21 protein-coding genes and 2 rRNA genes are annotated in these 21,023 nt (G+C 48.4%); 12 read left to right on the forward strand and 11 right to left on the reverse strand.

The features are described 5' to 3' along the window. Positions 1-543 precede the first annotated feature (543 nt). Positions 544-1,047 (forward strand): DUF3015 family protein, encoded by a 504-nt coding sequence (locus J7438_RS21290; protein ID WP_209203999.1) that lies wholly within the window; start codon positions 544-546, stop codon positions 1,045-1,047. 69 nt (positions 1,048-1,116) lie between these two features. Beyond that, positions 1,117-3,021 (forward strand): Lnb N-terminal periplasmic domain-containing protein, encoded by a 1,905-nt coding sequence (locus J7438_RS21295; protein WP_209278135.1) that lies wholly within the window; start codon positions 1,117-1,119, stop codon positions 3,019-3,021. 157 nt (positions 3,022-3,178) lie between these two features. Here the strand turns inward: J7438_RS21295 and ugpC are convergent, their stop codons facing one another. From ugpC to J7438_RS21315, 4 genes are all read right to left on the reverse strand, one after another. After that, the gene (gene ugpC / locus J7438_RS21300; RefSeq protein WP_209278136.1) at positions 3,179-4,279 is read right to left on the reverse strand and encodes a sn-glycerol-3-phosphate ABC transporter ATP-binding protein UgpC; all 1,101 of its coding nucleotides are present in this window, start codon (positions 4,277-4,279) and stop codon (positions 3,179-3,181) included. Between the two features lie 12 nt (positions 4,280-4,291). Continuing rightward, positions 4,292-5,140, reverse strand: coding sequence for a sn-glycerol-3-phosphate ABC transporter permease UgpE (gene ugpE / locus J7438_RS21305; protein ID WP_209278137.1), 849 nt, complete (start codon positions 5,138-5,140; stop codon positions 4,292-4,294). Further along, positions 5,140-6,018 carry an ABC transporter permease subunit gene (locus J7438_RS21310; RefSeq protein WP_353620172.1) on the reverse strand — a complete coding sequence of 293 codons (879 nt, stop codon included), beginning with the start codon at positions 6,016-6,018 and terminating at the stop codon, positions 5,140-5,142. The genes ugpE and J7438_RS21310 overlap by 1 nt, the downstream gene beginning before the upstream one ends. A gap of 90 nt (positions 6,019-6,108) precedes the next feature. Further along, entirely contained in the window at positions 6,109-7,413 is a 1,305-nt protein-coding gene (locus tag J7438_RS21315) for an extracellular solute-binding protein (protein ID WP_209278138.1), read from the reverse strand. 315 nt (positions 7,414-7,728) lie between these two features. On the opposite strand from J7438_RS21315, the gene J7438_RS21320 reads away from it, so the two are divergent. Further along, on the forward strand, positions 7,729-8,601 hold the full coding sequence (locus J7438_RS21320) for a tetratricopeptide repeat protein (protein ID WP_209203994.1): 873 nt from the start codon (positions 7,729-7,731) through the stop codon (positions 8,599-8,601). A 78-nt stretch (positions 8,602-8,679) separates the two neighbouring features. Here the strand turns inward: J7438_RS21320 and J7438_RS21325 are convergent, their stop codons facing one another. Then, a complete protein-coding gene (locus J7438_RS21325; protein ID WP_209203993.1) occupies positions 8,680-9,615 on the reverse strand; it encodes a LysR family transcriptional regulator in 936 nt (311 codons plus the stop codon). Between the two features lie 92 nt (positions 9,616-9,707). Between J7438_RS21325 and J7438_RS21330 the strand changes: the two genes are divergently transcribed. The 7 genes from J7438_RS21330 (at position 9,708) to J7438_RS21360 (ending at position 15,361) form a co-directional block, all read left to right on the forward strand. Then, positions 9,708-10,919 carry an acyl-CoA dehydrogenase family protein gene (locus tag J7438_RS21330; protein WP_209204012.1) on the forward strand — a complete coding sequence of 404 codons (1,212 nt, stop codon included), beginning with the start codon at positions 9,708-9,710 and terminating at the stop codon, positions 10,917-10,919. A 28-nt stretch (positions 10,920-10,947) separates the two neighbouring features. Then, on the forward strand, positions 10,948-11,769 hold the full coding sequence (locus tag J7438_RS21335; protein WP_209203992.1) for an SDR family oxidoreductase: 822 nt from the start codon (positions 10,948-10,950) through the stop codon (positions 11,767-11,769). Beyond that, complete coding sequence (locus J7438_RS21340; protein ID WP_209203991.1) at positions 11,766-12,842, forward strand: phosphotransferase family protein; 1,077 nt, start codon at positions 11,766-11,768, stop codon at positions 12,840-12,842. The genes J7438_RS21335 and J7438_RS21340 overlap by 4 nt, the downstream gene beginning before the upstream one ends. 18 nt (positions 12,843-12,860) lie before the next feature. Then, the gene (locus J7438_RS21345; RefSeq protein WP_209278139.1) at positions 12,861-13,574 is read left to right on the forward strand and encodes a histidine phosphatase family protein; all 714 of its coding nucleotides are present in this window, start codon (positions 12,861-12,863) and stop codon (positions 13,572-13,574) included. A 20-nt stretch (positions 13,575-13,594) separates the two neighbouring features. Beyond that, complete coding sequence (locus J7438_RS21350; RefSeq protein ID WP_209278140.1) at positions 13,595-14,377, forward strand: SDR family oxidoreductase; 783 nt, start codon at positions 13,595-13,597, stop codon at positions 14,375-14,377. A 145-nt stretch (positions 14,378-14,522) separates the two neighbouring features. After that, a complete protein-coding gene (locus tag J7438_RS21355) occupies positions 14,523-14,993 on the forward strand; it encodes a NanQ anomerase/TabA/YiaL family protein (protein ID WP_209278141.1) in 471 nt (156 codons plus the stop codon). 2 nt (positions 14,994-14,995) lie between these two features. Beyond that, a complete protein-coding gene (locus tag J7438_RS21360; RefSeq protein ID WP_209278142.1) occupies positions 14,996-15,361 on the forward strand; it encodes a hypothetical protein in 366 nt (121 codons plus the stop codon). Positions 15,362-15,451: 90 nt separating this feature from the next. On the opposite strand, the gene J7438_RS21365 is transcribed toward J7438_RS21360, so the two are convergent. The 4 genes from J7438_RS21365 to J7438_RS21380 form a co-directional block, all read right to left on the reverse strand. Further along, a complete protein-coding gene (locus J7438_RS21365; RefSeq protein ID WP_209278143.1) occupies positions 15,452-16,099 on the reverse strand; it encodes a hypothetical protein in 648 nt (215 codons plus the stop codon). A 233-nt stretch (positions 16,100-16,332) separates the two neighbouring features. Next, positions 16,333-17,025, reverse strand: coding sequence for an SDR family oxidoreductase (locus J7438_RS21370; protein WP_209203985.1), 693 nt, complete (start codon positions 17,023-17,025; stop codon positions 16,333-16,335). Positions 17,026-17,139: 114 nt separating this feature from the next. Beyond that, entirely contained in the window at positions 17,140-17,841 is a 702-nt protein-coding gene (locus tag J7438_RS21375) for an IclR family transcriptional regulator (protein WP_209278144.1), read from the reverse strand. A 143-nt stretch (positions 17,842-17,984) separates the two neighbouring features. Further along, a complete protein-coding gene (locus tag J7438_RS21380) occupies positions 17,985-18,947 on the reverse strand; it encodes a sulfotransferase domain-containing protein (RefSeq protein WP_209278145.1) in 963 nt (320 codons plus the stop codon). 304 nt (positions 18,948-19,251) lie between these two features. Between J7438_RS21380 and tenA the strand changes: the two genes are divergently transcribed. Together tenA and J7438_RS21390 are read left to right on the forward strand one after the other, a co-directional pair. Beyond that, positions 19,252-19,947, forward strand: coding sequence for a thiaminase II (gene tenA, locus J7438_RS21385; RefSeq protein ID WP_286196807.1), 696 nt, complete (start codon positions 19,252-19,254; stop codon positions 19,945-19,947). 68 nt (positions 19,948-20,015) lie between these two features. Further along, positions 20,016-20,342 carry a hypothetical protein gene (locus tag J7438_RS21390; protein ID WP_209203981.1) on the forward strand — a complete coding sequence of 109 codons (327 nt, stop codon included), beginning with the start codon at positions 20,016-20,018 and terminating at the stop codon, positions 20,340-20,342. 168 nt (positions 20,343-20,510) lie between these two features. Here J7438_RS21390 and rrf read toward each other — a convergent pair. Further along, a 5S ribosomal RNA gene (gene rrf, locus J7438_RS21395) occupies positions 20,511-20,626 on the reverse strand. A 156-nt stretch (positions 20,627-20,782) separates the two neighbouring features. Then, positions 20,783-21,023 (reverse strand): 23S ribosomal RNA (locus J7438_RS21400); the annotation flags it as partial.

Consider the following 21,023-nt stretch of genomic DNA (forward strand, 5'->3'; position numbering starts at 1 on the left):
ACTGATTGAAGATAAAAATTCGGTGTTTTGAGTTGATTAGCTTTAATGATGTTAAATATTTGGGGGCAAGTATTAGAAAGACAACTAATATACTGGCATGATCCATGGCTCGGTTAGCCTTTGGTATCCGATCAGAAACGTGCTTTAGAATCAACAGTACTGATCTGGTAGCTGTGCATCGTGCCATGGGTACATTTGAATGGAGGAATCATCGTGCTATCCAAAAGGTTATCAAATGAACATTCAGCCCTCCTTACCCAACGCATTCAACCCTCAGACCATGCCCGCACAAACCTCCAAAAATTCAGGTGTCAGCGTTTGCCGGGGGTATATCCGGGGCGGGAATGATTTGGCGCAGAAGCCGGAGCATAGACCGATTGTTGACCGGCCAGTATTTATTTAAACCACCAAATACCTGAAAGATTGCATTGTATTTCCATGGTCTGATAAGTATTGTTACATACTAAGCTTTTGTATATGCCATACGGACAGCTTATGCGAGAGTTTGACTCCAATCAGAATGATCATCAGGGAAGCTTATCAATGTTAAAATTTCCATTCATTGCCTCTGCACTCCTGTGCGTAGCCACATCTGTAAGCGCTGCCGACAAGCCGGTTGGATCCGGCCCTAACCCATATTCAGACTGTGGTATTGGAGCCGCTCTGTTTTCCGAGGGCCCTGTGTGGGCTGCGGTAACCTCAAATGTCACCTGGGATATTGGATCAACGGCTATTACTTCTGCAACCATGAGCCCTGAAACATGTAATGGCCGCAAAGTAAAAACTGCACAGTTCATTATTGATAATTACGACAATCTGGCCGAAGAAACGGCACTTGGACAGGGTGAGCATTTGACCGCAATGTTAACTGTGCGGGGGTGTCAGGCATCGGCCCACCCGACGATTGTTCAGTCTATCCGCAAAGACATGGTGGGTAACGTGACAGCTGTCAGCTATTCAACCCTGTCTGATGTGGAAAAAGCCACTCAATATTATCAGGCGATGGATGCAGGTGTTGCCAGTGTAGCGGATAGCTGCTCCGCCTGATCTGATGTTTGGCGTTGTCTGGAGACAGCGCCAGTCCATGTCTCAGTCAAACCATAAGATCTATAAGCAGTGACTAAACCTATCTTCTCTCTTTTCCTGTTGCTTTTATCGCTGTCTTCTTTTGCTGTTGTGCCTGAAACCTCCTCTGTTAATCCTGATACCCATCTTGCTACCATCCAAACACTATCAAAAACCGATACATGGAAAAAATTGCTGGTTTATGAGCCATCCGGCTTATTGGGTACAGACGTTGAAAGTGCAATCCAGACCAAAGAATTTTTTCTGGCTCCCGATGGTCGAACCAACCCGGAAGCTGAACTACTGGCAACACTACAGGCATACTCACAGCCAGTGGGCAGTGACCCTGACTCTCACGCACAATGTCGTTTTCCTGCAAGGTATCAGTGGCTCAAGTCGGAACTTGGTTTAACGGATGAGTCAGTGACGCCTGTTCACTGCCCTGAATTTTCTGAATGGTCCGAGTATGGTGATGCAAAATCATTAAGCATTATTTTTGCCTCCGGGTACCTGGGCAACCCGGCATCTTATTATGGCCACACCCTGCTGAAGCTGAACTCAAAAGACAAAGACCGTACTCAGTTATTGGATACCAGTGTCAATTTTGGAGCCATTGTAGAAGATGGTGAAGACCCGGTCAGTTACATTTTCAAGGGTTTGTTTGGTGGATATAAAGGAGGCTTTAGCCATGCTGAATACTATTTTCATAATCAGAATTACGGGGAGCTGGAACTGCGTGACCTCTGGGAGTATGAACTGGATTTAACACCTGAACAGGTCGATTTTGTCCTCGCCCATACATGGGAAGTCATGGGTAAGGAATACCAATACTTTTTTCTGAATAAAAACTGCTCATTTCGTCTTGGGGAATTGCTTGAGATTATCGATGGTGTGAAAGCCAACCCCGATAATGATTTTTGGGTGATACCACAATCTCAAATTCTGGAACTGGACAAAGCCACATTAAATGGCGAGCCCCTGGTAAAAACGATTACTTTTCACCCATCACGGCAGTTCCGTCTCTACCATCGTTTTCACACGCTTCAAGACCGACATAAAAGCATGGTTGCAGAAGCCATCGTCAACCCGCAAATACTCAATGCGGATATTTTCCAGTCAGAACGCATGGACGACAGGTTTTCAATACTGGATACCCTGCTTGATTATTATCAGTTCATTGGTCAGACCGCTTCAGAGGACGATGGACACACCATTGAGCTGGCGTATCACAATGTATTGGCACACCGCTACACTCTTCCTCCCGGTGGCAACAATCCCGCCTATGAAAAGCCTGTTTCGCCCGATGAAGGGCGCGAGCCAAGCCTTATTCAACTTGGGCTACGTTACGATGACGAGCTTGGCGGTGGTATGACGGTGAATATTCGTCCTGCCTATTATGACAGTCTGGATGGAGGGGCAGAACATGCTGAGTTTGGTGAGCTGATTATGGGCCAGGTTGAACTGTCCATGTTTGACGGCAAAGTCATTGTGGATGGTGTGGACTTTGTCAGTATTCAGAGCCTCGCAACAGAAGCGACCGGGCTTCCCGGTGATGGGTACGATGCGTGGAGACTGACAGCGGGTTTACAGCCTGCCCGACCCGGCTGCTCAGAAACCTGCCTGACACTTCAGCTAGAGGGCGACAGGGGATACACGACAATGGCTACCGATCACCTGGCCCTCTCCGGATTTGTTGGTGCCGCCGTTAGAGACAACAAACAAGGAGCCGGAAATCTGGAAGGCCGCATCACTGTCAATGCCGTAGCCAGCATCTCTGAACGGATAAATGCGCTTTTTGAATATCAGCATAAGAAGCAAATTGATGGCTCCGGATCAGATCTCAACAGTTTCCGCTTTGATACCCGATATCAGATTAGCAAAAACCGGGAGTTAAGGTTTTCCTATGAACATGACGAAAGTGATGAAGTTACCGTGCTTTTTGGACATTACTGGTAGTGACAGCTAACGGAAAGAGCGGGCTCAAGATAACCGCTGCCGATATTCAGCACTTCGCCTTTCTTCGTTTGTAAGGCAGGTAAATGACGTATTCCTTTATAAATAGCGGTTTTTATATCATCCCTGCTGAGGATAAAAAACCGCATCATCAATAGCATTAAATCACTGCTTCGCTAATGGCCTCACGATAACAGTCTACATTGCGCAGACCTGTGTCAGCATCAAACCAGTGCCAATGATCCCGGTTGATTTCCAGTGGCAACTCATGCCCTTCATCAATCTGGGCAGATTTATCAAGGCGTACACTCAGCCTCTCGTTAGAGCCTTTTACAACACCGACCGCCAGTAACTCAGAGCCTAACCGCTCAACAAGTTCCACAGACAGTATCAGGTCCGCATCCTCTTTTGAGCACAGACGTAAATCTTCAGCACGGATGCCCAAAATAGCCGAGTCACCATCGAGTTTGCCCGACAGTGTGGCAATTTGGCTATGTCCCAATGCAATTCCGTCAGCTAACTGAGTTGCTTTCAACAAATTAATCGAGGGAGAGCCAAGAAAGCTGGCGACAAAAAGCGACGACGGATTACTATAGAGTTCGTCCGGTGTACCAATCTGTTCGGGTATGCCATTGTTCATAACAATCAATCGGTCGGCTAACGTCATGGCTTCGATCTGATCATGGGTCACATAGATGGCAGTTGTTTTAAGCCGACGCTGCAACTTCTTGATCTCAAGTCGCATCTGGCCTCTCAGCCTTGCATCCAGATTGGATAAAGGTTCATCAAAGAGAAAGACCTCAGGCTTACGCACAATTGCACGCCCCATGGCCACACGCTGACGTTGTCCACCTGAGAGCTGGCCTGGTTTCCGATCCAGCAGTTGAGAAAGCTCAAGCGTTTTTGCAGCCTCTTTAACCCGCTTTTCAATCTCAGCCTTGGCCAGCTTTCGATTTTTCAGGCCGTATGCCATGTTGTCAAACACCGTCATATGTGGGTAGAGCGCATAGTTCTGAAACACCATGGCAATATCCCTGTACGCCGGCTCCCTGTCATTCACCCGCTGATCTTTTATCCACAAGTCGCCACTGGTGATGGATTCCAGGCCAGCAATCATTCGCAGAAGCGTTGATTTACCACAACCGGATGGGCCAACAACAACCACCAGCTCGCCATCAGCAATATCGATGCTGATGTTTTTTACGGCTTCAACACCATTGGCATAGGTCTTTTCAAGGCCGTCTATTACCACTCGAGACATATTGATATCCTGTTATTTTTCGGTTTCCACCAACCCCTTGATGAACATTCGCTGGAAGATCACCACAACCAGCACCGGGGGAATTGTCGCCAGAATGGTTAAGCCAAAGGCGATATTAAACTGAGGTAAGTCACCACCTTCGTTGATGGTTTGAAACATCTGTCGTATGCCAATTACAACCGTGTAGTAGTCAGTATCTGTTGTCATCAGTAATGGCCAGAGATACTGGTTCCAACCAACCACAAACATGATGATGAAAATTGCAGCCAGCATGGTGGACGACAAAGGCAGAAGAATATCGATAAAAAACCGCACTGGCCCGGCACCATCCATACGGGCAGCTTCCATTAATTCACCTGGCACTGAGCGATAGAACTGCCGGAAGAAAAAAGTGCCCGTTGCTGATGCGATCAAGGGAATAATCAATCCGGCATAGCTATTGAGCAGCTCCAGCTGGGCGACCACTTCATAGGAAGGAATAATCCTGACCTCCAGAGGTAGCAGCAGTGTTGCAAAAATCATCCAGAACAACGGTGTTGCCAGGGGAAACCGAAAATAAACCAGGGCATAGGCAGCAATGGTGGAGATAATAATCTTGCCAATAGCAAAGCCCAGACCCAACACAAGGCTGTTCAACAACATACGCCAGGCGGGTGTTGATAAATCATCATTACCGCCAAGAATGGTCTTGTACGTTTCCCATCCATACCCTCCGGGAAAAAATTGCAGCCCTTCCTTAAACAATGTCTCCGGCGTATGGGTGGATGACATGAGCGCAATCCATAAAGGCAACACCATAATCAAGGTGCCCATGATTAAAATACCGTGACGTATGACGGTGCGAGTCCATGGTTTACTCATCAGTAATGCACCTTTTTATCAACATAACGGAACTGGATAATCGTCAGGCAGATGACAAACAGCATCAGAATAACCGACTGCGCGGCGCTACCTCCCAAATCAGCTCCAAGAAAACCATCCTGATAAATCTTGTACACCAACGTCGTAGTTGAGCCTGCGGGGCCGCCACGGGTGGTCAGATCGATCACACCGAAAGTTTCGAAGAAGGCATAAGTCGTATTGATAACCAACAGGAAGAACGTGGTAGGTGCCAGAAGTGGGAAGGTAACTGTCCAGAATCGTTTAATAGAACCCGGGCAATCAATTCTTGCAGCTTCCTGAACAGAAGCAGGTATCCCCTGCAAACCGGATAAGAAGAAAATAAAGTTGATACTTAACTGCTTCCATACAGAAATCAAAACGACAACGAAGATCGCATCACTTCCATCCCGGGTATGGTTAAAGTCAAAGCCCAGTGCGTTGATACCATTGTAAAGATCCCCCATCAAAGGGCTGAACAATAAACTGCCAACCAGGCCAGCCGCTGGAGGCGCGATGGCATAGGCCCACATCAGAAAGGTTTTATAAACCCCGGCACCGGTCAACACTTCATTCACCTGAACCGCCAGTAGTAATGCCAGTGATAGAGAAAAAAAAGTAACCAGCGCTGAAAAAAACAGGGTAAACAACACCGTGCTGACATACTCCGGATCTTCCAGAACATCAGTAAAATTTCGCAACCCTACAAATTCGCTGGAAAGCCCGAAAGCATCTTCCATATAAAACGACTGCTGAATGGCCTGGCCAGATGGCCAGAGGAAAAACACCAGGATGATGAGTACCTGGGGCAATATCAAGAAATACGGCAGTGCACTGTGTTGAAACTGATTTTTCTGCACAACAATTTATAACCCGCTATAACCCGAAAAATATTACCAGAAGCACCACAGCCCCTTAGTAACTGTGGTAATAAATGAACAATTAACCACTTAGTTATAAGTGTCGTTAAAGCGGGACAGCAGTTTGTTGGATTCACGCTCAATAGAATTGAAGGCATCGTCCACACTGGTCTGTCCGGAGAGAATCTTTTCATAATTCTTGTAGAGGCTTTCACGAATCTGAACGTAGTAGCCCAGACGATAGCCTTTGGTCCACTCGCCACCAGCAAGGCTCAACTGCAGCATACCAACCTCGGCATCCGGTGCTTCCTGGTAATAGCCACTCTCTTTGGCCAGTGTATAGGCATCGTTGGTGATGGCCACATAGCCAGTTTCCCTGTGCCATAACAACTGAGTCTCAGCCTGTGTCAGGAACTTGTAGAATTCAGCAATGCCCTTGTATTCATCAGCATTGTGCCCGGTAAAGCTGAACAGTGCTGCACCACCAATAAAGGTGCTTTTGGGCTCTTCGATCAAGCTGCTCCAGTAGGGCAGATAGGTTGTGCCAAATTCAAAGTCAGCCGTCTTTTTCAAGTTTCCGAAAGAACCGGATGAGCCCAGCCACATTGCCACCTGACCTTTGGTAAAGGCATCCTGATTATCGCCCCAGGCTCTGCCGTAATAGCCATAGTAGCCGTTATCCATCCACTCTTTGACTTTGCCCCAGTGCATTTTCAGGGCATCGTTGTTATAGAGAATTTTTACATCAGTGCTGTCGTAACCGTTGTTGCCAGTTGCCATGGGCAGGTTATGGCGGGAATGGAAGTTCTCGGAAAAGATCCATGGGCTGTGAGACTGAGCCAATGCCAGATAACCAGCGGCTTTCAGTTTGGGCGCTGCCTGCTCAAACTCTTCCCAGGTTTTGGGTGGAGTTACACCGGCTTTGGCAAGAGCTTCTTTGTTGAAATAAAGAAGAGGTGTGGAACTGTTGAAGGGCATTCCGATCATTTTGCCAGCAGAGTCTGCATAAAAGTGTCGAACACCTGGGATATAATCGTTGCTATCAAAGGCAATGCCATTATCTTCCAGCAGATCCTGCACTGGATAGACGGCACCCTTCGCATTGATAATGGTTGCAGCACCGGCATCAAAAACCTGAATGATATGTGGCGCTTTTCTTGCTCTGAAAGCTGCAATACCGGCAGTCATCGTGTCTTCATAACCGCCTTTGTTTACCGCTGTCAGCCTGTATTCATCCTGACTCTGGTTAAAGCGGTCTACTAATATTTCAACCACTTCACCATTTCTTCCACCCATGGCATGCCACAGGGTTAATTCGGTTGCACCCTGTGCAATTGATGCCGCAAAAGAGGAGACACTCAAGCCAGCAAACACGATCAATTTTCTGATGTTCATTTATAACAATCCATTTCTGATTATATTAATCAACAGAACACATCCTAAGAATTCAAAATGACAGTTTTGTTAAAATCTGAAATTCGACTCTCAGGTTTCTAATGCACGGTTGTTTGATATTCGGGTAAACAATACTTGAGTCAGACAGTTGGCATCATTCTCGTATTTCAGGACAATGATAAGCAATGAGATCTGCTCAGATTTGACTGAATAATCAGGTTGAAACTTCAACTCATTGACCCGTTTTCCTGAGTCGGGATAAGGTAGAGCTTTAACGCAGTTATTATCAGACGATGGCTAATCCAGGGAGGGTTAATGCCTCACAAACTTATCCTCAAGCTGTTGCTTGCCTGCTTTGTATTGCTGACCTTCTCTTCAGTTAAGGCTCAAACCCCAGCTGAGATTGATGAGCCCCTCTATAAGCCGTTCATTGAGCGCTATATTCTTGATGAACTCAAGAATCTCCGTCAGGATCAGCAGTTCATGCGGGCTGAACTGATCAATAAAGTTGCTGAGGCCCGGCTGGATGCCTCAGATCGGGCGGTACGTTATACAACGGATACCGTTAACAATATCTTCTTCATCATTACTGGCGCGGCTTCGATTCTGGTTTTGCTTGGGTGGCGTTCATTGCGAGAGGTTCGTGAAACCATTAAGGCACAGGTCGAAAGCCAGGTTTCTCAGATGACACTGGAATATGAAAAAAGGCTGAATGAGCTTGAGACGAAGCTGGTCGTTCGTTCGGAGCAGATTATTTCTGCCCAGGAAAAGATATCGCAAACCAATCAGGTTCATTCATTATGGATGCGTGCTGGGCTTGAGACGAACCTCCATGAGCAGATCAACATCTATGACCAGATTTTGGAAATCAAACCGGATGATGTTGAGGCACTGACCTATAAGGCTGACTCGTTGCTGGATCTTGGTGAGGCCCGGTGGGCGCTATCACTGACCAATCAGGCGATTGAACATGATCACGAATATGCGCTTGCCTACTGGCAAAGGGCCTGTGCTGAAGCGGCACTTGGGCAACATGATGAGGCGGTACGGGATCTTGAAACCGCCATACTGCAATCTCCCGCGTTAAAGGATGAAGTCGTCAGTGAGACCGCTTTTGAGGTTCTGCATGGCCATCTGTCGTTTAAGAAGTTGTTACAGCCAGATATGTCGGAGGTAGAAATGAGTTAGTTCTCTTTCAGAAACTCAACCTGCTGTAAACTTGCTTGGTTTTTTGCATAATGTTGGCTGAAGAGCCAAAAATCTGCTTCAGGCCTTAGTGCTGATTGCATAGCAGTCTGAAGCTTTAAAAGAGCCTTCATTTAATAGCCCTCTGAGCCATCGCAGTGAGGGCGATGCACTTCTGATGGAGTACCAGTAAAGATAGGCACTGACCGATGGCAGTTCATAGGGCAGTGGAAGAATTTGCAGTCCCATATCCTGAGACAATTGTTGAGCGTAATCCTGCGGCAGGGTGAGCAATAAGTCTGAGCAGGAAGCCACCTGACAGCCTACCTGGTAATCCCTCAAACGAAGGGCAATTGAGCGTCGTTTTTCCAGGCTGGCCAATTGCTGATCTTCATAACCAGGTCCTTCCCGGCGGGATGACACCAGAATATGTTTTTCATTCAAATATTCATCCATGGTCAGCTGTGTTGTTATACGGCTGTGATTTTTTCGGGCAACGACAACCATCGGTGTTTTCTGCAGTAAGGTATATTCGATTTGGCTGCCCACCGGCAGAAGCACGTCAATGGCAAGGTCGATATTGCCTGCTCTTAGCTCCTTTTCCACATGGTGACGATCAAGTTTCACACTATGGATCGAAATGTCAGGAGCCTGTTGCTGTATAGCCATCATTAATGGCGGCAGCACAACAGTTTCCATTGCCTTATGAATGGCCAAAGTAAATGACAACTTACTGGTGACCGGGACAAAGTCATCTCTCGGTGCCAGCACACGCTCCAGGTCGCCAAGGACGGTGCGCAATTCCGGTAAAATTTCCCGGGTATATAAAGAAGGTTGAAGGCCCCGACCCTCACGGATAAACAGTGGATCGTCCAACTGTTCTCGAAGCCGGTTTAAGGCGTGGCTGACTGCGGGTTGGGTAAGGTTGAGTCGTCCTGCGGCACCGGTAATTGAGCCGGCAACGGCAATGGCTTCGAGCACTCTCAGAAGATTAAGATCAAGTCTTGATATATGCATAATATTTATAGTTATTCATCAAAACTATTCATTTGATCGAGATTATCTTCTACAGCAGCATAGAGGGCAATAACAATAACAGCGAGGCCTTCATGGATTTTTCCCATTCCGCCAAAGCGCAGGATTTTCTCAAGCGCACTCAGGCATTCATGAACGACAAAGTACTGCCAGCAGAAGAAGCTTATCATCAGGCACTGTCCACCTCCGCAGACCACTCTGAATGGCAGCAACCGGAAATCGTTGAAGAGTTAAAAAGACAGGCTCGCAGTGCAGGGCTCTGGAATATGTTTCTGCCCTGTGATGAATGGGGCGCAGGACTTACCAATACTGAGTATGCACCTATTGCCGAGGCCACTGGCTGGAGCTTGATGGCACCGGAGATCTTTAACTGTAATGCGCCGGATACCGGCAATGCCGAAGTGCTCTGGAAATACGGCAGTGAGGAGCAAAAAGAGCAATGGCTTAAACCGTTGCTGGCCGGGGAAATTCGTTCTGCGTTCTGTATGACCGAACCAGAGGTTGCCTCCAGTGATGCAACCAATATGGGTGCCACCTGTGTCGTTGAGGGTGATGAGATAGTATTGAATGGTCGTAAGTGGTGGAGCAGTGGTATTGGCCATCCTAACTGCAAGTTCGTTATCTTTATGGGCATTTCCAACCCTGATGCCGATCGACATCACCGTCATGCTATGGTGCTGGTGCCTTTGGCTACGCCCGGTATCAAAATCGAGCGCATGTTAAGTGTTATGGGTGACTACGATGCACCATTTGGTCATGGTGAAGTGTCGTTTACTGATGTACGGTTACCTTTGTCTGCCTTTATTGGTGGCCCGGGCCGGGGGTTTGAAATTGCCCAGGGGCGTCTGGGGCCTGGTCGTATCCATCATTGCATGCGTTTGATTGGCTCTGCAGAAAAAGCACTCAAACTGTTGTGTGAGCGGGGTCTGAGCCGCAAGGCGTTTGGAAAGCCTTTGGTGAAGTTAAATGGCAATCCTGATGTGATTGCCAATGCCCGCATCGGTATTGAACAGGCCCGGTTGCTAACTCTGAAAGCGGCATGGCTCATGGATACAAAAGGCATTATGGGCGCAATGAGCGAAGTTTCCCAGATCAAGGTGGTGGCCCCCAACGTTGCCCAGCAGGTGGTTGATGCGGCTATTCAGATGCACGGTGGTGGTGGTCTTTCCGATGATTTCCCGTTAACCCGTATGCTGGCAATGGCAAGGGTGCTGCGTTTGGCGGATGGGCCAGATGAAGTGCATCGTGGGTTGATTGCCAAGTTTGAACTGATGAAGTATCGATAACACGAAAAATAATAAATAGGATCAAGGCATGTCGTCTATAAAAACAATAATTGTGACCGGCGGTGCCAGCGGCCTTGGCCGTGCAACTTGTGAGCGCTTTGCCCGTGCAGGTTATTCGGTTTGTGTCGCTGATATCAATCAGGAGCCAGGCAATAAAACTGTCGAAGCCCTGAAAGCCCTGGGTGCCGATGCCTATTTCACCCGCTGTGATGTCACCAGTGATCAGGATGTAGAAGCCATGATTGCCAGCGCCGTGCAGCGCTGGGGCAATATCGGTGTGCTGGTTAATAATGCCGGTGTGGCAGCCGGTGGTCGTATCGAAACGTCCTCCATGGAAGATTGGCAGTGGATCCTGGACATTAACCTGCTGGGTGTTGCCAGAGGTTGTAAGACCATTACGCCACTGTTTAAGCAGCAGCGCTCCGGCCATATTGTCAATATTGCTTCGCTTGCCGGTTTGGTGAATGCACCGATGATGTCCAGCTATAACGCCACCAAAAGTGCAGTGGTGGGCCTGTCAGAAACCATCAGGATCGAGTTGGAACCTTTTGGTATTCATACGTCAGTGGTTTGCCCGGGATTTTTTCAGACCAATCTTGCTGAGTCTTTTCGATCCGGTGATGCTGAAATGAAAAAGGTGGTGGATAAGCTACTGGCCAGTTCCAACATCACCGCTGAAGATGTGGCCAATGATATCTTCAATGCGGTTCAGAATAAGACATTTTATGTCTTGCCCCATCGCGAGGGGCGCACACTGTGGCGCATCAAGCGTTACCTGCCATCGCTGTTCAAAACACTGGTGAGCAAAGGGTATAAGAAGAATTTAAAAAAACAGGGCGTGAAACTATGACCACTGAAAGTGCAGGATTTGTTGATCAGCCGGGAACGGTTCGATCCGGAGAGGAGCTGGATAGGGTGGCACTGGATGCCTATCTGAATAGGATGTTTCCTGATATTGCCGGTGACCTTAAGGTTGAGCAATACCCCGGCGGTGCTTCCAATCTGACTTACCTGGTTTCCAAAGGCGAGAAAGAATGGATTCTCAGACGCCCGCCTTTTGGTGTAAAAGCGGCTTCTGCCCACGATATGAGTCGTGAATATCGTGTAATGTCTGCTTTGCAGGATCATTACCCGGTACCCAAAATGGTGGCCTTTTGTGAAGAGCAGAGTGTTCTGGGGTGTGATTTCTATTTGATGGAGCGCCTGAATGGCATTATTCCACGCAATAACCTGCCAAAAGGGATGGCACTATCGGAGCAGGAAGGTCGACAGTTGTGCATCAATGTTCTGCAAAAGTTCAGTGAATTGCACAACATCGATATTGAAAAAGCCGGTTTGACCAGTCTGGGTAAAGGTTCCGGATACGTGCAACGTCAGATCGACGGCTGGAGTGGCCGTTATCGTAAGGCGATCACCGACAATGTACCCGACTTTGAACAAGTGATGAGCTGGCTCGACAGTAAGCAACCTGAAGATGCTGGCACCTGTCTGATTCACAATGATTTCCGGTTCGACAATGTGGTCTTGAACCCGGACAACCCAACTGAAGTTATTGGTGTGCTGGACTGGGAGATGTGCACACTGGGTGACCCATTGATGGATCTGGGTAATAGCCTTGCCTACTGGATCGAAGCGGATGATGAACCACAAATGCAAATGTTCCGCCGTCAACCAACGAATATTGCGGGTATGCTGACGCGCAAACAAGTGGTCGATTGGTACTGTGAGCAGAATACTATTGAACTGAAGACGTTTGATTTCTACGAAGTTTACGGCTTATTCCGGCTGGCAGTGATTATGCAGCAGATATACTACCGCTTTCATCATGGCCAGACCAGGGATCAACGTTTTGCCATGTTTCCTATGGCGATAGCTTATCTGGAGCAACGCTGCCTGCGGTTGATCAGCCAGTCATCACTCTAGCCCCGGATAAAAAGAACAATGGCTACCATTTATTTGACTCGACACGGTCAGGCATCATTTGGGCAGCACGACTATGACTGTCTTTCCCCGCTGGGTGAACGTCAGGCTGTTATTACTGGCGAGTGGTTGGCACAAACACTGGGCAAGTCATTTCAATTGTCAGGCTCCGGCACCTTGCTGCGACAACAGCAGACGCTGGCTGGTATCCATAAAGGGATGTCGAAAAGCGGGTACCGTTCGTTGTGCGCGGATATCACCTTTCCCGGGCTGGATGAGCTGGATTCCGGTGACTTGATGCTGGCGGCGAACCCCGATTTTACCGATCGGGCACAAATGGACCTGGCTTTTGCCCGGGCGGCTAACCCTAAGCAGGCTTTTTTTGATGCCTATCGTGCGGCACTGTTTCGCTGGATGTCTGGTGATTATGACAATGAATACCAGGAGTCCTGGAATACCTTTAAATCCCGGACGATAGAGGTACTTTATCAGTCGACCCGTCAGATGGCACAAAATGATTCCGCTGTGCTGGTCAGCTCAGGTGGTGTGATCTCTGTGATTATACTGCAACTGTTAAACTGTCCGGATACTGAGATGTTTCGTATTAACCGACAGATTCACAATACATCCATTACAGCTATCTCTGAGCGCAACGGTAAACTGAGCCTGCATGGTTTCAACAATTATTCACACCTTGAAGTAAAAGGTGAAAAAGCGTTGCTCACCCGCATATAAAAACAATAAAGAGACGTCTTATGACAAACAACAAACCCCAAAAAGATCTGTTCAACCTGCAAGGAAAAATTGCATTGGTGACTGGTGCCAGTCGAGGCATTGGTGAAGCTATTGCCAGACTGCTGGCAGAACAGGGTGCCCATGTGATTGTTTCCAGCCGTAAGTTGGATAGCAGTGAAGCCGTTTGTAGCAGTATTCGTGACAGCGGCGGCTCTGCCGAAGCTATCCCCTGTCATATCGGAGATATGGATCAGATCACCTCCCTGTTTGATACGATCAAGGCAAAACATGGTGAGCTGGATATTCTGGTGAATAATGCAGCGGCCAACCCTTACTTTGGGCATATTCTTGATACTGATCTGGCGGCCTTTCAAAAGACAGTAGACGTTAATATTCGTGGCTACTTCTTTATGTGCGCAGAGGCTGGAAAAATCATGCGCAAAAATAACGGTGGTAATATTGTTAATGTTGCTTCTGTCAATGGTGTTGTGCCCGGGCATATGCAGGGTATTTACTCGGTTACCAAAGCAGCGGTTATCTCCATGACCAAAGCCTTTGCCAAAGAGTGTGCCGGGCTGAATATCCGGGTAAACGCCTTATTACCGGGTTTGACTGAAACAAAGTTTGCCTCAGCACTGACGGGCAATCCGGCAATTCTGAAACAGGCATTGACGCATATACCCATGAATCGCAGCGCCGCACCTGAAGAAATGGCGGGAACTGTTCTTTACCTGGTGTCTGACGCTTCCAGTTATACAACGGGTGCCTGCATAAATGTGGATGGCGGATATTTAACCGTTTAAATCTGCTTTTTTCTCTCTGGCAGGATAGTTACCTCTGAAGCTGGTTCAACTTCTAACAGAACCAGTTTGAGCTGCTTCTCTTTCCTGGGCAGGCACTTTATGATTAGCCTTTCTAACGCTGCCTGTGTAGTAAAAGAGGTATAAAGTGTTTAAAGGCAACCTGTCTGAGCTGAGTAACTATCAGCACCTGCCGGCTAAGCTGTTGAATGTCATCGAGCATGTGAAACAGCGCACTTATGATTCTGTCAAAAATGGTCATTACCCTATCGAAGGCGATAAAGTCTTTTTCTTTGTCGTTGATGACAATACCCAACTACTCAGTGACCGACGCTCTGAATGTCATCGTAAATACGTTGACGTACAAATCCTGCTTGCCGGTGAAGAGCGTTACGGTTACAGCCTGCAGCCATTCCAAAGTATTGCTGAAGACCTGCTCGACGCCAAAGATATCGCCTTTAGTGAAGATATTATTGAAGAGCAATTTACCGACCTGAACGAACAGGAATTTATCATCTTCAATGTGGCTCAACCGCACCGTCCATTGGTCGCTATCAATGAGCCAATGCCAGTGCGCAAAGCAATTATTAAAGTGGCCAACGATTGGCTGGAGGCGTAACCGTGAATACACTAAGTTGGAATGACAGCAATATTCCCCACCACATTACCCTGGAAAATAAAGGTCAACATACGCGTATCGAAATGCGTATTATCAAAGACATTGAGCCAGAAGTGATTCATTTAAACGTTGACTGGCCACTGGAAATACTGGCTGAAGCCTGGCAGGGCGCGGCAATGCAAGCATCAGAAGCTTATGATGATGGCAATCTTTACTCACAGGTTCGAGTGCTATTTAACCTGGAAAATGGCTGTGTGATCTGGCTGGTAAACCATATAAAAATGCCTTCTGGTGAGAAAATGTCGGCCGACCGTCTGGCATGGGTTCCGGCGATGCATGGCAAAGATGGCAAACTGATTGCGATCTGATCAATCAGGCGGTAAGTGCATAAAACCGGGCCAGGTGCCCGGTTTTGTGTTTTTGAACGACGGAAGCTAAACGATAAGAAAGCCATCGATTTATTCCCCGGCAAGTTGAACAATTAAATATTGGATACACAGTTCAGGGCTGGTCAGCACTTTATGCTGCAATGCTTCAGGTAAACGCTTGACCGCTGGCGCCATCGAAGCCTGCGCCAATACAATAGAGTCGTCCTCAAGGCAATGTTGCTCGATATAGTCAGCAATCGTCTGCTGATAACGCTCTGAACAACCATCAAGATAGTGTTGCCAGGCATCGTCAATCACCCGCACCTTAGCCAGTTGCTGAATGTCTGCCTGATACTCCGCCAGCAAATTCATGGTTGGCTCAATCGTCGTTTTCAGGGCCGCAAGCACAGTAATTCCATTTGCCTGGCTGGCCGCCAATGCCATAGGTCTATCGACGCGTATCACCTGTGCACTCCCGGTTTTTGAACTTTCCGCCAGGTGACCGATACTCGAACAGGTACAGATAATCCACTCCGCCCCCTGTTCTTCAAGATTCAGTATGTGCTGTTCGACCTGTTTTGCCAGGGTATCATCCAGGCCAACGCTGCTGGCGTACTGCAATAACTCTGGGGCATTACGGTGGATAACATCAGCGATCTCAGTTAACGGGCTCTCTTGAATGCAGGCATCAAATAAGGTTTGATTGGCTGTTAAAGTATGTAAAAACGCAACTTTCACGTTTCGGGGGCTCCTTTAAAAACTGCGATAACCGGGCGAAGGGTTGAATAAAACTAACGCAAAAGACACGGAAAGTAGAGAGGCAACAGGCTTTCCCTGTCAAAGGTTCCTGATCAATGAAAAGGCCGACAATAACTGTCGGCCTTTTCAGGTCTCCCGTCGTGAAAGCTATCAACTCAGCAGTGTTAGCTTAAGCCACCAATACAGGGAATGGTGCCAGGTTGTGGGGCAGATCACCACTCGACGCTGGAACCATCGAATACACGAAAGCTGCCGGACTCTTCCAGAGTCAGGTTTTCAGTGACCTTGATAATACCGGCAACACTCTGCTCTGCGGGGAACGTGGCATCCTTACCGCCCATATCGGTTTGTACCCAACCCGGATGAATGGCCAGGGTTTTCACCTGCTTGTTGCGCAGGTTTTGTGCCGCCGATACCAGAATCTGGTTCAAGGCTGCTTTTGATGCGCGGTAACTGTACATATTGCCGGAGCTATTATCCCCCAGACTGGCAACCCGGGTAGAGATACCGACGATGGTCTTATGTTCACTGGCCGCCACATTGTCCTGCAGTGCCTGAATAAGCAGTGCCGGAGCAACGGTGTTGATGGTGAGCACTTCCAGCCATTTCGCCTGGGTCATCTCACCCAGTGTTGCGCAGTCTGACCCCAGTACACCGGCATTGAGGATAAGGTGATCGATAGCCTGACCATTCAGGCTGGTAGCCAGGGCATTGATGTCTGCCTCTTGGGTCACATCCAGCGGTAATACCTGGACAGTGGCGTGTGCAGTTGCCAGTTCATTCAGTGCACTTGCTGACTGTGGTGAACGACAAGTTGCCAATACCTGCCAGCCTTTCGACGCATACTGACGGACAAACTCCAAGCCCAGACCACGGTTGGCACCGGTAATCAAAACAACAGACATAAGCAGTTCCTGAGATTCAATGAAACTGTTAAGTGTATGCGCTGATAAGGACAAAAAGGTGGAAGTTGCCAAGAAAGTGCACAAGATTCGACATTATCAAATTAAGTACCTCTACTATCGAGTGGTCAGAAACTGGAGGGCAAAATGCATCAGGCGAGCCCTGGTTAACTCCCCGGCACCGCCGCTTATCCCCGCAACTGCAACAAACTCCCCGTTCAGGTAGAGGGGGATGGCGAGACAGTTTAATCCGGCCTGTGCCTCTTCCAGATCCAGGGCATAGTTATGTTGTGATACCCACTGGAGCTCCTTTTCCAGCGCCCTGGAGACTTGTCCCAGCAGGCGCAAACGACGCAGTAATTCATGGTCAAACGCGAGAAACACCTTGCCGATAGCCGATGTGGTCAAACCTTCACGTTTGCCACGAGGGCTGCGAATGGTGAGTGAATGGTCGCCTTCAACCGCATCAAGGTAGAGATATTCCTGGGCACCGCTGGGCACGGCCAGATAGGCGGTGTTATCTGTGAGCTGTGCCATTTTCATCAGCAAGGCACTGAAATGCCGTCGAATGGCTTCGTCTTTTTGCTCCAGTGGTCTGGACAACTCACGAAGTCTCAGCCCCAGAGAATAACCTTGTTTGCTGCGCAAGACATACCCCAGCTCGCTCATGGTCGCCAGCAGGCCATGAACCGTGGTCTTGTTCAGCTCAACCGCCTCACTGACCTGCTGCAGAGTTAATGGCCCGGGATGCCGGGACAGCACCTCAAGAATGGCGAAACTTCGCTCAACCGACTGAATTCGTTTTGGCTCTTTGTACATCAGAGTTTCCTGATCATTTTTCAGGCATTGTCCATCGGTGACGTGGAAGGATAAAGATGGTCAGCAGTGAACTTCTTACGGGGGAATTATATACGACAAGGTGGGACATAATCCGCCACCTGTTCAGGCTTTGAAAACAATCCTTACATTTGTTGAAAACGCATCAGTGAGCCGCCTGCTTTTTTGTTGTGCTCGTTAATCTCATGGGCTGTCAGTCTTTTCCATGCTTTCGTCGTTAACATGTCTGGTGGTAAGGTCAGGTAGGGGCTTTCTTCATTACCTGCCTGTACCCCGGTAACATGGTGATTGGTAAATGTCCCCCACTCTTTGACGACATGCTTATAAAGACGGGTATCAAACTGATTGCGCCCGATTAAAATGGACTTAAGGTGTTCTGGTGGAGATTTTTCATCGTAGAGCTTATTGCCGGTCACCTGAAAGCGGGCAGAAGCAACTTTTTCCTCACCGTACAGACGAGCAACCACTGACGTCACTGAGTCGACAGCTTCTGTCGGTGCTACCAGTAGAAATTCGTCGTTTATTCTTCTGATGGCTGCACAATAAGTGTCTTCTGTGCATTCACCATCCATATGATCTTTCCCGGCGATCAGCCGGGTTTGTAAATTATCAATCATGGTGGAACCGGCATAAGTTTCAACATCCTCTTTGGCAAGGTAACCCCGTTGATAATCAAAATTAATGGAGGACACGGCTCTTGCTACCGGCTCCCGAACTAATGAGATATATCGTCCCTGTAAACCACCTTCCTCTATCAGGCCTGTGGGCATATGGCCACTGATAAATCGGGGTGAATGTTGTGCTTTAAGGTTTTCAAGCGCTTCCGGAGAGGGATAACCGCCCATTCCACCAGGCTTGAAAAGATTGGGGGAAACACCCTCTTGCCGCATAACGGAGCAGCGATGATTAAATACGCTGCCTGAATCAGCACTGATGGCTTTCATCAGACAGGCAATGTTGGTCCCCCCGGTTTTCGGCGTATGGATAAAAACGATATCCTCTTGCCCTGCTTGTCGTATTTTGTCGGAGACATTCACGGGGTTAAGCAGGGTAATCGTTGATGAAGCGTAAGACATGTTGGTTTGCATTATTCATTCACCTCGTGTGGCAAGACGCTGCAACACTGCAAAAATTGGCGGTGTGGCCCTGAAGCACCGGGAAGGTAAGCGGCTGAACAGCGGATTTCAGATCATCTGGTTAGTTTGATCGTATTCACTGCAAAAATGTTCCTTAACTTTTTCAGGCTGATACCCTGTTTCATCAAACCTTTGCCTCAGCCCTGATCGATTGAGTGTTGCCAGTCAGAGTCACCACCACGGTTAAGGGTATAAATGTGCAACCGGGCAACGGTGAGTTATGATGCTGGTCAATAATGATGCCCGGAGTCCGGCCATGAGCTCAGATACCTTTTTCCTTAACGATGAAAACACCCTTTACGGGCGCATGAAAGCGGCCTGCCAGGAGGACTGGCATAACTACTGCCATCACCCGTTTGTCAGGGGGATGGCCGACGGATCGCTGCCAATTGCCTCTTTTCGCCACTACCTTCAGCAGGATTATCTGTTCCTGATTCACTTTGCCAGGGCTTACTCACTGGCGGTTTACAAGTCGGATAACCTGGAAGATATGCGTTCTGCATCGGAGTCCGTCAGCGGTATCCTGGGCGAAATGACGCTGCATCTGGCCTATTGTCGGGAGTGGGGGCTGACAGAGAAGGATGTGGTCAGCCTGCCGGAAGCCCGGGCCAATATGGCATACACCCGTTATGTGCTGGAGCGGGGAATGGCCGGTGATATTCTTGATCTTTACACGGCGTTATCGCCCTGCGCGGTGGGTTATGCGGAAATCGGGTATCGTTTAAAGAACGACCCGGATACGCTCAAAGAGGGCAACCCTTATTGGGCCTGGATAGAAACTTACGGGGGTGATGAATTTCTTGGTGGTGCCAGAAAGCAGGTCGAGCAGCTGGAGCAGCTGGCCAGGTCCCGTTATAACGCCGCCCGAATGGATGCTCTCTGCCAGACTTTCCGGGAAGCGACCCGCCTGGAAATCGGCTTCTGGCAGATGGGTATAGACTGCTCATTTTAACGTCCGTTGGCAGTTCGCCATTCTCTGCTATCCTGAGGTCTCGAACAACAACTCATAAAGGCAAACTTGTGAATCTTGAATCAAGAGTTGAGAAACTGGAGATGAAGCAGGAAGCACTGGATCACGCTTTTCGAGACTTGGTGAAAGTTGTCAGTGCAACCCATGAAGTGGTTGCCCTTGTTCTCAAAGAGCAGCAGGATACCCGCAGAGAATTGAATGAGTTCAAGGGAGAGGTCAATGCTCAGTTCAGACAGATCAATCAACGTTTTGATCAGCAGGACAAACGCTTTGACCAGCAGGACAAACGCTTTGACCAGCAAGATAAACGTTTCGACAAGATTGAAGAAATTCTGATACAGATTATTGGTCGACTTCCCGATCAGCCTGCTATTTAAATCTGATCATGCTTCCGGAGTTTTGAGGGTGTCGCTAAAGCCCTCACCACCAAGTCATTCAGTGATCACTACGAGTGCTGGAAAAGCACCGATAGCGCTTACGCGCCATATCCGGTGCATATAGAGAAAAAGCCCAGTTGATTGCTCAACTGGGCTTTTCTGTTGGGTGCCTGGCGATGACCTACTCTCACATGGGGAGACCCCACACTACCATCGGCGATCGGTCATTTCACTGCTGAGTTCGGGATGGGATCAGGTGGTTCTAACCTTCTATGGTCGCCAGGCTTAACTGGTTTGAGTTATGGGTTGTGTGTTATGAGACACACTTCCCCTAACTCTGGAATCCGGTCATTAAGCTTTCTTGCTGTACACTCTTGCGTATGGCTCGTTGTTGCAGTTACTCATTACTCACAACTACTCTCAAATCGCTTTGGCGTTATATGGTCAAGCCGCACGAGTCATTAGTATTGGTTAGCTCAATGCCTCACAGCACTTACACACCCAACCTATCAACGTCATAGTCTTTAACGGCTCTTCAGGACTCTCAAGGAGTCAGGGAAGTCTCATCTTGAAGGGGGCTTCCCGCTTAGATGCTTTCAGCGGTTATCCCGTCCGAACATAGCTACCGGGCAATGCGTCTGGCGACACAACCCGAACACCAGTGGTCCGTCCACTCCGGTC

It is taken from the genome of Thalassotalea sp. G20_0 (assembly GCF_017744175.1).
In the GTDB taxonomy this organism is placed as follows: domain Bacteria; phylum Pseudomonadota; class Gammaproteobacteria; order Pseudomonadales; family Endozoicomonadaceae; genus Endozoicomonas.